General features: G+C 74.4%; 12 protein-coding genes, 1 pseudogene and 1 riboswitch. Of the genes and pseudogenes, 6 read left to right on the top strand and 7 right to left on the bottom strand.

The features are described 5' to 3' along the window. Positions 1-33: 33 nt before the first annotated feature. Positions 34-1326 carry a cellulase family glycosylhydrolase gene (locus ACFQ8C_RS33800; RefSeq protein ID WP_383465260.1) on the bottom strand — a complete coding sequence of 431 codons (1293 nt, stop codon included), beginning with the start codon at positions 1324-1326 and terminating at the stop codon, positions 34-36. Between the two features lie 504 nt (positions 1327-1830). Here ACFQ8C_RS33800 and ACFQ8C_RS33805 point away from each other — a divergent pair. After that, the gene (locus ACFQ8C_RS33805; protein WP_383465262.1) at positions 1831-2841 is read left to right on the top strand and encodes an aldo/keto reductase; all 1011 of its coding nucleotides are present in this window, start codon (positions 1831-1833) and stop codon (positions 2839-2841) included. A 54-nt stretch (positions 2842-2895) separates the two neighbouring features. Further along, positions 2896-3309 (top strand): annotated as a pseudogene (locus ACFQ8C_RS33810) (SRPBCC family protein); the annotation flags it as partial. 64 nt (positions 3310-3373) lie between these two features. Here the strand turns inward: ACFQ8C_RS33810 and ACFQ8C_RS33815 are convergent. Next, positions 3374-4591: a PucR family transcriptional regulator gene (locus tag ACFQ8C_RS33815; protein WP_383465263.1), complete on the bottom strand. Its 1218-nt coding sequence runs from the start codon at positions 4589-4591 to the stop codon at positions 3374-3376. A gap of 88 nt (positions 4592-4679) precedes the next feature. Between ACFQ8C_RS33815 and ACFQ8C_RS33820 the strand changes: the two genes are divergently transcribed. From ACFQ8C_RS33820 to ACFQ8C_RS33830, 3 genes are all read left to right on the top strand, one after another. Beyond that, positions 4680-6221, top strand: coding sequence for a flavin-containing monooxygenase (locus ACFQ8C_RS33820; protein WP_383465264.1), 1542 nt, complete (start codon positions 4680-4682; stop codon positions 6219-6221). A gap of 207 nt (positions 6222-6428) precedes the next feature. After that, positions 6429-7061, top strand: coding sequence for an ATP-binding cassette domain-containing protein (locus ACFQ8C_RS33825; protein ID WP_383465266.1), 633 nt, complete (start codon positions 6429-6431; stop codon positions 7059-7061). Continuing rightward, positions 7058-8593 (top strand): hypothetical protein, encoded by a 1536-nt coding sequence (locus tag ACFQ8C_RS33830; protein ID WP_383465268.1) that lies wholly within the window; start codon positions 7058-7060, stop codon positions 8591-8593. The genes ACFQ8C_RS33825 and ACFQ8C_RS33830 overlap by 4 nt, the downstream gene beginning before the upstream one ends. On the opposite strand, the gene ACFQ8C_RS33835 is transcribed toward ACFQ8C_RS33830, so the two are convergent. Further along, positions 8583-9155 (bottom strand): antibiotic biosynthesis monooxygenase, encoded by a 573-nt coding sequence (locus tag ACFQ8C_RS33835; protein WP_383465270.1) that lies wholly within the window; start codon positions 9153-9155, stop codon positions 8583-8585. The two genes, ACFQ8C_RS33830 and ACFQ8C_RS33835, sit on opposite strands and share 11 nt — an antisense overlap. 153 nt (positions 9156-9308) lie before the next feature. Between ACFQ8C_RS33835 and ACFQ8C_RS33840 the strand changes: the two genes are divergently transcribed. Beyond that, positions 9309-10493 carry a PP2C family protein-serine/threonine phosphatase gene (locus ACFQ8C_RS33840; RefSeq protein WP_383465272.1) on the top strand — a complete coding sequence of 395 codons (1185 nt, stop codon included), beginning with the start codon at positions 9309-9311 and terminating at the stop codon, positions 10491-10493. Positions 10494-10569: 76 nt separating this feature from the next. Here ACFQ8C_RS33840 and ACFQ8C_RS33845 read toward each other — a convergent pair whose 3' ends face one another. The 4 genes from ACFQ8C_RS33845 to ACFQ8C_RS33860 all read right to left on the bottom strand — a co-directional run bounded on the left by ACFQ8C_RS33845 (position 10570) and on the right by ACFQ8C_RS33860 (position 14555). Next, positions 10570-11385 (bottom strand): ABC transporter ATP-binding protein, encoded by an 816-nt coding sequence (locus ACFQ8C_RS33845; protein ID WP_383465274.1) that lies wholly within the window; start codon positions 11383-11385, stop codon positions 10570-10572. After that, positions 11382-12410, bottom strand: a complete 1029-nt coding sequence (locus tag ACFQ8C_RS33850) for a FecCD family ABC transporter permease (RefSeq protein WP_383465276.1) — start codon at positions 12408-12410, stop codon at positions 11382-11384. The genes ACFQ8C_RS33845 and ACFQ8C_RS33850 overlap by 4 nt, the downstream gene beginning before the upstream one ends. 185 nt (positions 12411-12595) lie before the next feature. Next, positions 12596-13666 carry an ABC transporter substrate-binding protein gene (locus ACFQ8C_RS33855; RefSeq protein ID WP_383465278.1) on the bottom strand — a complete coding sequence of 357 codons (1071 nt, stop codon included), beginning with the start codon at positions 13664-13666 and terminating at the stop codon, positions 12596-12598. 60 nt (positions 13667-13726) lie between these two features. Beyond that, positions 13727-13851, bottom strand: a riboswitch (cobalamin riboswitch). A gap of 245 nt (positions 13852-14096) precedes the next feature. After that, the gene (locus ACFQ8C_RS33860) at positions 14097-14555 is read right to left on the bottom strand and encodes an acyl-CoA thioesterase (protein WP_383465280.1); all 459 of its coding nucleotides are present in this window, start codon (positions 14553-14555) and stop codon (positions 14097-14099) included. Between the last annotated feature and the right edge of the window lie 140 nt (positions 14556-14695).

The following is a 14695-nucleotide window of genomic DNA, read 5'->3' on the forward strand; positions in this document are numbered from 1 at the left end:
CCCGTCGCGGGGGACGGGAGGGCACCCCGGTGCTCAGTGGTCGGCGGCGCTGCCGCGGACGACGCAGGAGCGGTTGTTCTCCCAGCCCCATCCGTCGCCGTCGGGGTCGGAGGAGCCGCCGTTGGCGCAGTAGGGGTAGCCGTTCGGAGCCGTGCCGCCGCCGGATCCGGTGTCGGCGGCGCTGCCGCGGACGACGCAGGAGCGGTTGTTCTCCCAGCCCCATCCGTCGCCGTCAGGGTCGGAGGAGCCGCCGTTCACGCAGTACGGGTACCCGTTCGGGGCGGTGCCGCCGGTGTCGCCGCCGCCCCCTCCGCCGCCGAAGATCGTGGCGCGGGTGGAGGTGGCGGAGATGCCGTCGGCGCCGTGGAAGAAGCGGTTGCCCCAGGTGGTCAGGGAGCCGGCGTCGAAGCCGGTGACCATGTCCAGGTACTCGACGCCGCTGCCGTTGCCGCTCCAGGACCAGCCGAGGTAGCCGACGCGGAGCGAGCGGGCGGTGGCCATGATGGCGTTCTCGTCGGGGTTGCCGTCGCTGTGGTTGTCGCCGAACTCGCCGACGACGATGGGCAGTCCGTTGTTCACGAAGTGGTTCAGGTAGTCCTGGACCTCGGCGGCCGTGTCGTACACGCCGTACATGTGGATGGAGAAGATCGTGTTGCGGCGGGGGTCGGAGGCGAAGACCGAGGCGGCGTTCGACCGCATGGTGTTCGACCAGTCCTGGCCCCAGTTGGGGGCGTCGACCATGAGCGCGTTCTCGATGCCGGCGTTCCGGAGCTTCCCGATGGCGCTCTTGGTGGCGGCGGTCCAGGCGGTGTAACCGCTGTTGCCGAAGGGCTCGTTGCCGATGTTGACGACGACGTAGTCCTCCTGGCCCTGGAGGGCGCTCTTGACGCCCACCCAGTAGTCGGCGGCCTGGTCGAGGGTGGCGGCGGCGCCGTCCTCGCCGTAGCCGGTGGTGTCGTGCACCTCCAGGACGCAGATCACCTTGCTGGTCTTGCAGTCGTCGATGATCGACGTCACCTGGGAGGCGCTGGTCTCCGTCCAGCGGTCGCCGCTGGACAGGACGACGCGGACGGTGTTGGCGCCCTTGGCGGCGATGTCGGCGATGGCGTCGGTCTCGCCCGGGTACCAGGCGTGCGCGTGGTTCACCCCGCGCATCACGAACTCGCTGCCGTTCGCCTCGTGGACGCGGCCGTTGCTGACGTGGATGCCGCTCTCGGCGGCCTGGGCGGCTCCGGTGGGGCCGAAGACGGGCAGCAGCAGCCCGGCGGCACCGGCCAGGGCGCTGCCGGCGGCCGTGAGCCACGTCCTGCGCGATGTCTTGGTCATGCCTCTCCTCGTGAGGGAAGGGGGGAAGGAGCCCCGTCCGCGCGAGAACTCCGACGATTGGACAACGTTGTCAGAGTTCGGTGACCGAGCCGCTGGTCTGCGTGCCGGGGGTGCCCCCATGAGGCACCCGTGGCCGGATCCGTGTCAAGCGTGGAGCGCGTTTTCGGTGCGACGGGGCGAGACGGTGAAGTCGGTTCGGTAAACCCGCGCTGAACGCGCGGTCGTTCCGGCCCCTCCCTCACGCGCACATCGTCCCCTCGTCTACTGAACCGTGGTGCGCGGTACGGGTCCCGCGGGGGCCGGGTGCGTCGCCGCCCGCGTGCCGGACTTCCCCTCGCCGCCCGCCGCAGGGGCCGCATGTGGCGAGCGAGCGCGCGAAGCCAGCCTTTGCATTAACCCGCGTGTGCAAGTATTGTCTTCACCTGTAAGGCGCGCTCGCATCAGGATGCGGCGCGCACGGGCCGCTCCGGCCTCCACCCCCCACATCTCGCGAAGGCACTTCCCATGTCGCTCAAGAACATCCTTCCCGGCCGTCTCGGCTTCGGCACCGCCCCGCTCGGCAACATGTTCCGCGCGATCCCCGACGACGAGGCCCGCGCCACCGTCGAGGCCGCCTGGGACCACGGCATCCGCTTCTACGACACCGCCCCCTTCTACGGCGCCGGCCTCGCCGAGGAACGGCTCGGCGAGGTGCTCGCCGACAAGCCCCGCGAGGCTTTCGTGCTGTCGACGAAGGTCGGCCGGGTGATCCTCGACGAGCACGAGACGGACGTGCCCGACTTCGGCGAGAAGGGCGGCCTGTTCGAGCACGGCAACCCGAACCGGATCCTCCACGAGTGGACCGCCGAGGCCACCGAGCGTGCCATCGAGGGCAGTCTCAAGCGCCTGGGCACCGACCGCCTCGACATCGTCTGGGTCCACGACATCGCCCAGGACTTCCACGGCGACGCGTGGCTCGGCACGTTCGAGGAGGCCCGCACCGGTGCCTTCCGCGTCCTGTCCAGGCTGCGCGACGAGGGCGTCATCAAGGCCTGGGGCCTCGGCGTCAACAGGACCGAACCCGTCGAGCTGACCCTCGCGCTCGACGAGCCGCAGCCCGACGGCTTCCTCCTCGCCGGCCGCTACACCCTCCTCGACCACGACCACGCCCTCACCCGGCTGCTCCCCATGGCGCGGGAGCGGGGCGTCGACATGGTCGTCGGCGGCCCCTACAGCTCCGGCGTCCTCGTCGGCGGCACCCACTTCGAGTACCAGCAGGCCTCCGCCGGGATCATCGAGCGGGTCGGCAGGCTGAAGGCGCTGGCCGCCGACCACGGGGTGGGCATCAAGGCCGCCGCCCTGCAGTTCTCCCTCGCCCACCCGGCCTCCGCCGCCGTCATCCCCGGCGCCACCCGTCCCGGCCGCATCGCCGAGGACACCGCCGCCCTGACCGAGACGATCCCGGCCGCGTTCTGGACCGACCTGCGCGCCGCCGGCCTGGTCAGCCCGGCCGCCCCGCTCCCGAACGGCGCCTGACCCCCGACCCCGCCTCTTCACCTCCCCCCCCCGCACAGCGACAGGAGCACCACCATGGCTTCCACGTCCGTCTCCCGCCTCGTCCCTGCCTCCCCCCAGGAGGTCTGGAACCTGATCGGGGGCTTCGACGCCCTCCCGGACTGGCTTCCCTACATCCCCGAGAGCACCGCCCTCGAAGGCGGCCGCGTCCGCCGCCTGACCAACCCCGACGGCGACGTCATCGTCGAGCGCCTCGTCGACTTCGACGAGGCCGAGCGCCACTACTCGTACGCCATCCTCGAAGCCCCGTTCCCCGTCACGGGATACGTCTCCACCCTCCGCGTCCACACGGTCCCCGGCCGCGACGACCTCGCCGAGGTCCAGTGGTCCGGCCGCTTCGCCCCGGACGGCGTGACCGAGGAGGAGGCCGTCGCGCTCTTCACCGGCATCTACGCCGACGGCCTCGACGCCCTGCGCGAGACCCTCTCGCCTCCTGACCCGCGCCTCCTGACCCGCGTCGCGCGCCGCCGGGACGGCGGCGCCGCTCGTCGCGTCAGGCGCGTCCCCGCCACTGGAGGACCCTGAGGGCGGCGCCGACCTCGACCGGGTGCCAGGCGAGGGGGCGCGGCAGGAGCCGGTCGGCGCGGGCCAACCGCCGGAGCAGGGTGTTGCGGTGGGTGAACAGGCGGGCGGCGGCCCGGGTGGCGTTGCACTGTTCGTCGAGGAAGACGCGCAGGGTCTCGGTGATCTCGGGTGGCGCGGTCGCCAGTTCGCCGAGGGTGCGTTCGAGGAACCGGTCGGCGCCTTCGGGGTCGGCGGTGAGCAGGGCCACGAGTTCGACCTCGTGGTGGAAGGCCAGCCGTGCGGGTGAGGCGAGGCGGGTGAGCACCTGCTGGGTGGTCAGCGCGTCGAGGTGACTGCGGCGGAAGCCGTCGACGCCCGGCCCGGTGGAGCCGAGCGCGACCCGCACGTCCGGCAGCCGGTCGAGGGCGGCGCGGGCCCGGTCGCCGTCGGGCCGGCCATGTACCCACAGCCAGCGGGTGGCGGCGCTGGCGATGACGCTCAGCGGGCGCAGCTGCCCGGCGGCCTCGGCGAGCGCGTCGGCGGCCCGGTCGAGCCGGCGCGGGTCGGCGTCGGGGGCCTCGGTCCAGATGACCGCGGCGGTGTGCGTCGGCTCCAGCCGGTAGCCCAGCCGGCTCTCGGCGCGCTGCCGGGTGATCGGCGCGCCTTCGAGGAGCAGGGCGACCGTCTCCCGGCGCTCCGCGTGGGTGCCGCGGGTGAGTTCGTCCCGCTCGGCGCGCATCCGGGCCGAGATCGCGCTCACGGTGTCGTCGACGAAGGACGAGATGGAGCGGAGGGACACGTCGAGGAGTTCGCGCAGTTCCTCGGCGTCGCCGGTGAGCGTGCAGGCGATCTGCGTCCACATCCGCACGGCGACGCTCTCGCCGACGCGGTACGCGTCCAGGGCGGACTCGTCCAGGCCGCGCCGGATCATGTCCCGGGCGACGGCCAGCGGGGCCTCCGTGTCGTTGGCCGGGACCGGCTCGCCCGGCGCGCGGACGTTGGAGGCCGCCCAGAACAGCAGGTTGGAGCGGTTGGTGCGGCGCGTCCCGGCGGCCAGCACCGGATCGGCCGCGATCTGGCGCCTGGCCTCGCCGGCCAGGGTCGCCGCGTCCAGTTCGGCGAGCCACTCCGGCGAGGGGGTGAGCGCGATCTCGGCGCCCCGGCGGATCAGCTCCCGGATCCGGGGCGAGGGCGGCTGCCACGACATGGGCCCATCCTAGAGGTGCGGATTGCCACCTCCGCCCTGCCCGGACGGTGCGGTTCGCACGTTGTTGCGGGGCCGTGGCCGCCCCACGATGGACGCACCCGTCCACCGACACCGCCCGGAGCCGCCCGTGTCCCCGTCCCCCGCCAGGACCGCCGCCGAGCACCTCGACGTCCTCATCGTCGGAGCCGGGATCTCGGGCATCGGCGCCGCGCGCTACCTGAAGACCGAGCTTCCGTCGAAGAGCTTCGCGATCCTCGAAGCCCGCCGGGCATCCGGCGGGACCTGGGACCTGTTCCGCTACCCGGGCATCCGCTCGGACTCGGACCTGCACACCTTCGGCTACGAGTTCAAGCCCTGGCGCGACGAGCAGTCCATCGCCGACGCGCCCCGGATCCTCGACTACCTGCGGCAGGCCGCCGCCGAGAACGGCCTCGACGCCCACACCCGGTACCACCACAAGGTGGTCGGCGCGTCCTGGTCGACCGGCGAGGCGCGCTGGACCGTCGAGGTCGAACGCACCGACACCGGCGAGCGCACCACGCTGACCTGCGGCTGGCTCTTCAGCGCGGGCGGCTACTACCGCTACGACGAGGGCTTCACGCCCCGGTTCGAGGGCCTGGACCGCTTCCCGGGCCCGGTCGTGCACCCGCAGCACTGGCCGGAGGACCTGGACTACGCGGGCAAGCGCGTCGTGGTGATCGGCAGCGGGGCGACCGCGGTCACCCTGGTCCCGGCGATGGCGGGCACCGCCGCCCACGTGACGATGCTGCAGCGCACGCCGACCTACGTGGTGCCGGTACCGCGCGCGGACCTGCTCGCCAACACCCTGAAGAAGTACCTCGGCGAGCGGCGCGGCTACGCGTTGACCCGGCGCAAGAACATCGCGCAGCAGCGGCTGGTATGGAGCTTCTGCCGGCGGTTCCCGAAGGCGGCCCGGCGCCTGATCCGGTGGGTCAACACCCGTCAGCTGCCCGCCGGTTACCCCGTCGACGTGCACTTCAACCCGCCGTACGACCCCTGGGACCAGCGGCTGTGCGCCGTCCCCGACGGAGACCTGTTCCGGGCGATCCGCGAGGGCCGGGCCTCGGTGGTCACCGACCGGATCGCCACCTTCACCGAGCGGGGCGTCCTGCTGGAGTCCGGCGAGGAGCTGGCGGCCGACGTCGTCGTCACCGCCACCGGGCTGAACGTGCAGGCGTTCAGCGGCATCCGCCTCACCGTCGACGGCCGCGAGGTGCGGCTGTCGGACACCCTCGCGTACAAGGGCATGATGCTCTCCGGCGTGCCCAACCTCTCCTTCGCCATCGGCTACACCAACTCGTCCTGGACGCTGAAGATCGGCCTGCTGTGCGAGCACTTCTGCCGGCTGCTCGCCCATCTGGACGCCCACGGCTACGACATCTGCCGACCCGAGCCCTCGGACCCCGCGATGCCGACCCGTCCGTTCCTGGACTTCGGGGCCGGCTACGTCCGGCGCGCCGTCGACTCGCTGCCCCGCCAGGGGGACCGGTCGCCGTGGCTGACCTCGATGGACTACCGGGACGACGTCAAGCTGCTGCGCTCCGGCAGCGTCGCCGACCCGGAGCTGGTCTTCTCCCGGGCCACCGCCCGGACGGGCGCGACGGCGTGACGGGCGGGCGCGACGCAGTGACGGGCGGGCGTTGACGGTGTGACGGGCGAAGCGGCCGCCGGGGCCCGGTTCGCCGACCCGCCGGCCCGCGGGGCGACCGGGTTACGCTGGCGGTGATCCGGTCGGAGGACGGGCGTCCACGGATCCGCGCCGCGCGGGGGAACCCGCGCCGCGCACGGGGGAGTCGCCGAGCGTTGTGGAGCCGCAGTGAGTGAAGTGCCCGCGATCGCCGCGGAGGGCGCCGCCGTCGTCCTGGACGGGGCCACGCTGCTGGAGCCGACGACGTTCGCCGTGATGCCGGGGGAGTTCCGGTGCCTCACCGGGAGCAACGGCTCCGGGAAGACGACCCTGCTGCGGGCCTTCCTGGGGAGCCGGAGGCTGTCCGACGGCGCCGTCCTCCTGCGCGGCGAGGCCGCCGACATGACCCGGCCCCGGCACCGGCGGATCGTCGCCTCGCTGGTCGAACCGGTGCCCGTCGCCCGGGACATGACGGTGCGTGAGCAGGTCACGCTGGTCGCCGCCTCCTGGCACGGCAACACCGCGTCGACCGCCGAGCGCGCCGAGGAGCTCGTCGGACGCCTGGGCCTCACCGCCCTCGCCGAGCGGTTCCCCGCCCAGCTCTCCTCCGGGCAGCTCCAGCTCTTCCACCTCGCGCTGACGCTGGTCCGCCCCGCCGACGTCGTCCTGCTCGACGAGCCGGAGCGGCACCTCGACGCCGACCGCGTCGGTCTCGTCGCCGCCCTGCTCGCCGAGCGCGCGGCCCGGGGCACCGCCTTCCTGGTCGCCACCCACGAGGCCGGCCTGGTGGACGCCTGCGACGGCGTCGTGGAGCTGGGATGACGACGGACACCCCCGTCGGCACGGCCGAGGCCGGTCCCGGGGACCGCGTCCGCGCCGTACGGCACCTGTACGCCCGCCGCGGCGACCGCGGCACGGCCCGGGAGTGGGCGTACCCCGTCTATCTCACCGTCGTCCTCGTCCTCGTCTACGTGGTGCCGGTCGTCCACCTGGCCGGCACCTCCCGGGCGCTCGTCTCCCTGGAGTCCCCGGAGGCCGCGACGCCCGTGGCCGCTCTGGTCGCGGCGGCGGCGGTCTGGGGAGGGCAGCTCGCCGGCCGGTTCTGGGGGCCGCTGGTGCTGAAGCCCTTCCTGCTCCACGTGTTCGTGTCCACGGACCTGCCCCCGCCGCACTACCTCGGCGCGATCGCCCGCCGCCGGCTGCTCTGCGCGGGCCTCGGGACGGTCCTGGCGGTGGTCACGGCGGCGTTCCTCCTGACCGACGTCTTCGACCGGCCGGGCGGCGCGCTCCTGCCGCAGGGCGTCGCCGTCGCGGTGGGCACCGGAGCCGTGGCTCCCGTGGCGTGGCTGTGGGGCCAGGTCGGGACGGTCCGCGAGAACCTGCTGCTCGCCGCCGGGACGGCCGCCGTCGCGGTCGCCGTGGCGCCGCTCGGCGGCTCCGCCCTCCTCGGCGGTGGCGGCCCGTGGCTCGCCGCGGTGGTGCCGGCGGTCGCGGCGGCGCCGCTCGCCCGCTCCGCCTTCCGCTCCCTCCGTACGGTCGACCTCGCCCGGCTCGCCCGCGAGGCGGCGCGCGCCGCCGACGCCCAGACCTTCGCCTGGACCGGCACGCTCCACCACGCGCTGGACCTCTACCGCCCGGCGCCGCGCGGGTACGCCTCGGCCCTGGTCCGCCCGGACGGGCGCCTGCGCGGCCACCTGGCCCAGGGCGCGGTCCGCGCGCTCCGCACCCGGGGCCGGACGGTCGCCGCCGCCGTCTTCCTGACGGCCGGTGGGGCCCTGCTGACGCTCGGCGTCGCGGAGCCGCAGGCCAGGACGGCGACCCTGTCCTGGGTGGTCGGCGCGGCCGCCGTGTACGGGGGGTCGGGGTGGGTCGGCGAGACCTGGCGCGGCCTGCGCGACGAACTGGTCCTCGCCCCGCTGCTCGGCCCCCGGTGGGGCGGCGCGCCCGCCCGCGCCCTGACCTGGCCGGTCGTCGCGGTGGCCGGCGCGACGGGCCTGGCGGCCGGGGCCGTGCTCCTGGCCGGCCGGCCGCTCCGGGACGGCCGCCCCCCGGCCGACACGGCGCTGCTCGTCGCGGGCTCCGTGGTGCTCGTGCTCGGCGCGAGGTTCCTGCGCGAGATGAAGACCGACCTGCCCGTCGAACTGCTGCTCCCCGTCGTCACGCCCCTGGGAGACCTCGCCGGACTCCGGGTCTTCGTGTGGCAGTTCGACGGACTCGTCGCCGTCCTGGTCGGCGTCCTCGTGATGGACGGGCTGCCGTCCGCGTCCGGCGCGGCCCTGACGGCGGCGGGCCTGGCGGCGTGCTGCGTCCTGATGGGCCTGCGCAGGACGCGACGGGCGTCCGTCACGGGGTGAGCCAGCGGCGCAGCAGTCTGCTCACGGCCGGCATCGACACGTACGTCATGAACACGTTGAAGACGCACGCGGTGACCGCGCTGCCGAGGAGCAGGGGGAGACCCCTGAGGTGGGGCGTGAGGAAGAGGCCGCCGAGGACGGAGATCGGGTAGATCGCGAGGGTCGCGCTCACCGCCATCTTCCAGCGGGGCGGCGCGGGCCGCGTGGAGCCCGGCTTGGCGAACCAGGTCTCCATGCCGGTCAGCTTCCGCCGGGCGATCTCGGTGTGGTGGTGCCCCTCGCAGTCGGCGAACCAGGCCGCGCGCTCCGGCGACTCCTGCCACGTCCGGCAGGCCTCCGCGTCCTGGAACCGGTGCACGAGGAACCATGGCGCGTCGCCGCCGGAGGAGCGGAAGAGCCCGTACCCGAGGTGGCCGGGGAAGGCGGCCGCGGTGTCCAGGATGCCCTTCGCCCACCGCTGGAACGAGGCTTCGTGGCCGGGCTCCACCCGGCGGGCTATCAGCAGGGTCACCTCGCCGCTGTCGGCGGGGACGGTGGTGTGCTCAAGGCTGACCGCGGTCAACACAGACTCCTCGTGATCTCACCGCGCCCGGCCACACTCTACGCAGGGCCGCGGGCCCCGCGGCCCTCCAGGGGCACCCGGCCGACCCCGCCCGTCACCATCGCTGCGATGCCGCGACAGGACAGGCCCAGGCGCCTGGGGTATGCCTTTTACGTGTCCCCCTTCCGGCGAGGCCCCGTCTCCCGTCCGTCACGGCGCGGCGGGCGGCGGTTCCTGCTCGCCGTGTCGTTCGCGCTGATCGCGGTGGTCACGGTGGTGGACCTCCTGGTCCCGCCCGAGGTGCACCTGGGGCCGTTCCTGATCGCCGCGCCCGCCATGACGGCGTCCTTCGCGGGAGCCCGGATGACGGCCTTCGTGGGGGCCGTCGCGATCCTCGCGCAGACGGTGGTGGCGGTCGCGCGGACGAGCGTCACGGACCTCAACCACACCTACCAGATCGTCGCCCTCGTCCTGATCTCGGTCATCGCGACCTTCTTCGCCCACCTGCGCGAACGCGACGAGAGCCGGATGGCGCGCCTGCGCTCGATCGCCCACGCGGCCCAGAGCGTCGTCCTCCCGCCTCTGCCCGAGCGGGCGGGCCCCCTGCGGATCGCCTCGGTCTACCTCGCGGCCGAGGAGGAGGCGCAGATGGGCGGCGACCTGTACGCCGCCGCCCGCACGGCCTCCGGGACCCGGCTCCTCATCGGCGACGCCCGGGGCAAGGGCCTCGACGCCATCAGCGAGGCGTCGCTGGTCCTGGGCGCCTTCCGGGTCACGGCCCGCCGGGAGCCGGGCCTGCCGGAGCTGGTCGGGCAGCTGGAGGCGGGCGTCGGCTCGGCCGAGCGGGCGCTGTGGGCCGCCGGCTCCGGCCCCGGCGGCACGGCCGACGCCACGGTCGACGGCACGGACGAGGCCTTCGTCACCGCCCTCGTGCTCGACATCCCCGACCACGAACCGGTGGTGCGCCTCGTGAACTGCGGTCACCCGCCGCCGCTGCTCCTCAGCGGTGGGCGGGTGATCCCCCTCGAATCGGGCGGTACGAGTCCTCCACTGGGGCTCTCGGACGTGCTCGCCGCGGACGTGACGGTCGAGACCTTCCCGTTCGGGGCCGGAGACGTCCTGCTCCTCCACACGGACGGGGTGACGGAGGCGCGGGACGACTCCCGCGCCTTCTACCCCCTCACGGAACGTCTCGCCGCCTGGGCCGGTGCCGGGGACGACCCGGCGACCCTGCTGGACCGGCTGCGGGCCGACCTCCAGACGTACGCCGGCGGCCACCTCGGCGACGACGCGGCGCTCGTCGCGGTACGCAGGACGGCCCCGGCTCCACGGTTCGGAGCCGACGGCGAAGCAGGGTGAGGACCCCGTTCGCGGGCGATCGCGCCGGACCACCCCCCGGCGCGTGCCGACGGGGCACGACCGGACCGCCGCCGGGTCAGGCGTCGACCTGGTGCGCCGTGCCGAGGAAGCGGATGTGGGGGCGGCCGTCCGGGCCGGGATGGGTGACGGAGGCGCGGACGCCGTAGACGTCCGCGACGAGGCGTTCGGTGAGGACGTCGCGTACCGGGCCCGCGGCGACCACGCGCCCCTCGCGCAGGACCACCAGGTGGTCGCAGTGCATCGCGGCGAGGTTGAGGTCGTGCAGGGCCACGACGCAGGTGAGGGGCAGGGCCGAGACCAGGGCCAGGAGGTCCAGCTGGTGCTGGATGTCGAGGTGGTTCGTCGGTTCGTCGAGCAGGAGCTCGCGCGGCTCCTGGGCGAGGGCGCGGGCGATCTGGACGCGCTGGCGTTCGCCGCCGGAGAGGGTGCGCCAGGTGCGGTGGGCCCGGTCGGCCAGTCCCGTGCGGGCGAGGGCGGACCGTACGGCTTCCTCGTCGGCGGCCGTCGCGGGCGACCAGGCCCTGCGGTGCGGGACGCGGCCGAGGCGTACGGCGTCGGCCACGGTGAGGTCGACCTGGGTGTCGGCGTGCTGCTCGACGACCGCGACGCGCCGGGCGAGCGCGCGGCGCGGGACGGCGCCGAGCGGGGCGCCGTCCAGGGTCACGACGCCGGTGTCCGGGGCCAGGACGCCCGCCAGGACGCGGAGGAAGGTGGATTTGCCCGAGCCGTTCGGGCCCAGCAGCCCGGTGAGCGTGCCCGGGCGGGGCGCCAGGGTCACTCCGTCCAGGACCAGCGCGCCCCCGGCGGTCCGCGAGACCCGGTCGGCGCGGAGCCCCGTACCGGCGTCGGTCGGCGGCGGCGTTCCGGTCATCGGCTGCTCCTGGTGCGGTAGAGGACGAGGACGAACGCGGGGACGCCGATCAGCGACGTCACCACGCCGACCGGCACCTCCTGAGGATCGAGGACCGTACGGGCGAGGGTGTCGGCCCAGACCAGGAAGACGGCCCCGGCCAGCGCGGTCAGCGGCAGCAGCCGGGCGTGACCGGGACCGCCGAGGGCGCGGACCGCGTGCGGCAGGACCAGGCCGACGAAGCCGATCGCCCCCGCCGAGGACACCAGGACGGCGGTCAGCAGGGCGGTGACCGAGAGGAGGACCAGGCGGGTCCGCGCCACCGGGACGCCGAGCGTCGCCGCCGCGTCCTCGCCGAACGCGAAGGCGTCCAGCGTGCGGGCGTGTCCGCCGCAGACCAGCAGCGCGCCGGCGAGGACGGCCGCGCACACCCCGACGTCGGTCCAGCCCGCGCCGCTGAGCGAGCCGAGCAGCCAGAAGAGGACGCCCCGGGTGGTCTCGGCGTCGGCGGCGGTCATCACCACGAAGGAGGTCAGGGCGGAGAAGAGCTGCATCGCGGCGACCCCGGCGAGGACGACGCGGTCCGTCGAGCCTCCCAGGGTGTGGCTCAGCAGCAGGACCAGGGCGAAGGAGCAGACCGCGCCCAGGAAGGCGCCTCCGGTGACGGACACCAGCCCCCCGCCGGCGCCGAGGACGACGACCGCGACCGCCCCGGTCGACGCGCCGGAGGAGACGCCGAGGACGAACGGGTCGGCGAGCGGGTTGCGCAGCAGGGACTGCATCACCGCACCGCAGACGGCGAGTCCAGCCCCGCACACGGCCGCGAGGAGCGTACGCGGCAGCCGCAGGTCCCAGACGATGCCTTCGCGGATCGGGCTCAGGCCGGAGGGCTCCCCGCCGAGGTGGGAGGCGACGACGGACCAGGCGTCGGCGACCCGGACGTCGGCCGGGCCGAGGGTGAGGGCGAGCGCGACGGAGACGCACAGGAGGAGGACCCCGGCCGCCCCGGCGAGCGGCGTGAGCGCCCGGGAGGAGGCAAGCCCCACGGCCCGCCCGGCGGCGCGGTCCTTCCGGCCCGCCCTGGGCGCGACGGCCTCCGCCTCGGACGCCGCGGCCTCAGCCCTGGACGTGACGGCCTCCGTTCCGGATGACGCGGCCTCCGTCCCGGACGCTGCGGCCCCCGTCCCGGTTGCCGTTCCGGCCTCGGCGACCGAATCCGTCCCGGACCCGGTCACTTCGCGAGCCCGTACGTGCGCAGGGCGGCGGCCACCTGCTCGATGCCCTCCAGGGTGCGGATGGTGGGGTTCATGGCCTGGCCGCTGAGGATCACGTACCGCTTCTTCCGGACCGCCGTCATGTTCCGGGTGACCGGGTGCGACTCCAGGAACTCGATCTTCTTCGCGGCGCTTTCGGCCGACTGGGCCTTGCGGGTCAGGTCGGCGATCACCAGCACGTCGGGATCGCGGTCGACGACCGTCTCCCAGTTGATCTGCGGCCACTCCTCCTTCGTGTCGTCGAAGACGTTCTTCACGCCGAGGGCCCCGCTGACGATCCCCGGCGCGCCGCAGCATCCGGCCATGTACGGCCCCTGGGAGTCGGAGAACCAGTAGAGGACGGACGCGTCGCCGAAGTCGGCGCCGGCTTTCGCCTTCTCCACCCGGGCGCGGAGTTCCCCGACGAGCTTCTCGCCGCGCTCCGGCACGCCGAAGATCCGGGCCAGGTCGCGGACTTCGCCGTACACGGAGTCCATCGTGAGCGGTTCGGTCCGTACGCCGTCGCCGTCGCCGCTGTTGTCCTTGCCGACGCAGTCGGCGGGGGAGAGGTACGTGGGGACGCCGAGCTTCGTGAACTGTTCGCGGGGCGCCACGCCCCCCTTGCCGAGGGTGTAGAGGAAGGAGGCGCTGACGAAGTCGGGTTCGGCGTCGAGCACCTTCTCGAACGACGGGTAGCGCTCGGCGAGCCGGGGCACGGTCGCGTTCGCCTTCTCCAGCCCCTTGAGCACCGGGTCCGTCCAGGTGGCGGTGCCCGCCATCCGGTCGGCCAGGCCGAGCGAGAGCAGGATCTCGGCCGAGCCCTGGTCGAGGGCGACGGCGCGGCGGGGCGCGCGGTCGACCTCCACGCGCTGCCCGCAGTTGTCGAGGCGGACGGGGTGACCGGCGGCGGTCCCCTTCGCTTCGGACGGGACCGGGGCCGTCCCGCCGGCGCCGCAGCCGGTCAGGAGGACGGCAGCGGCCACGAGCGGCACGGCGGAACGGACGGGGTGGGCGAGGGGCACGGAGGAGTCCTCTGCGTCACGGCTCATGCGCGGAGCCTGTCGTACGGTGCTCCCCGGACGGCGATGCCCGCCCCCCGGGGCGCCAGCAGGTCTTCGGACTCGGGGTCGTCCGGACGGAACGCCTTCCCAGACCCCCCAGGGGCCCAGTGGCCGATGTCCCGCCCGTCACCCTCACCGCTGCGCGTCAGTTCCGGATTCCCACCGGATTCCCTGACCCGTGCACATACCGTCTCGATACGTACGCAGGTGCGACTGGCCCGGGCAAGTTACCACAACGGGATCTTGCCCCCGGAGGGCGTCACCCGGGTCCGGGCGGCGTCGCCCTGGGCAACACGACTCCGGGCAACGCAGCCCAGGGCGGCATCACTCCGGACAACACGACTCCGGGCAACGCGACTCCGGGCAACGCGACTCCGGGCGACGCGACTCCGGGCGACGCGGCCCAGGGCGACGCGACTCAGGACGCCGTCACTCCGGGCAGCGTCACGTCGAGCGCGGGGACCGGCCGCGGGTCGCCGGCCGCGTCGATGGCCACGAAGGTCAGGAACGCGGTGGCGACCTCGGTCGCGGGGCCGGAGTGGTTCCACCGCTCGGCGGTCACCCGGACCCCGACCGTCATGGAGGTCCGCCCGGCCCGTTCGAGCCCGGCCTCGACGCTGAGCAGGTCCCCGGCCCGTACCGGGGCGAGGAACGTCATGCGGTCGACCGAGACGGTGACGGCGGGTCCGCCGGCGTGCCGTCCGGCGGCCGCCGCGGCGGCGTCGTCGATGAGCCTCATCATCACGCCGCCGTGGATGGTGCCGTACAGGTTGGTGTCGTGCTCGCTCATGATGTGGGCGAGCAGCACCCGCGAGTCGTCCGGCGTCTTGGCGGGACGGGAGGCGGGGACGGTGGTGCTGACGGTGGGATCGGCCATGTCGGCTCCCTTCGTGGCCGGCCGGGACGTCTCCGTCCCCGCCGGCCCGCGCGGGCGGGGGGGGCGGGCGCGGGGCGCGCGCCCCGGGGGGGCCGGGCCCCCCCGCCCACGGGCGCCCCCCACAGTGGGTTTTACACAAA

It is taken from the genome of Streptomyces sp. NPDC056503, from assembly GCF_042794995.1.
In the GTDB taxonomy this organism is placed as follows: Bacteria; Actinomycetota; Actinomycetes; order Streptomycetales; family Streptomycetaceae; genus Streptomyces.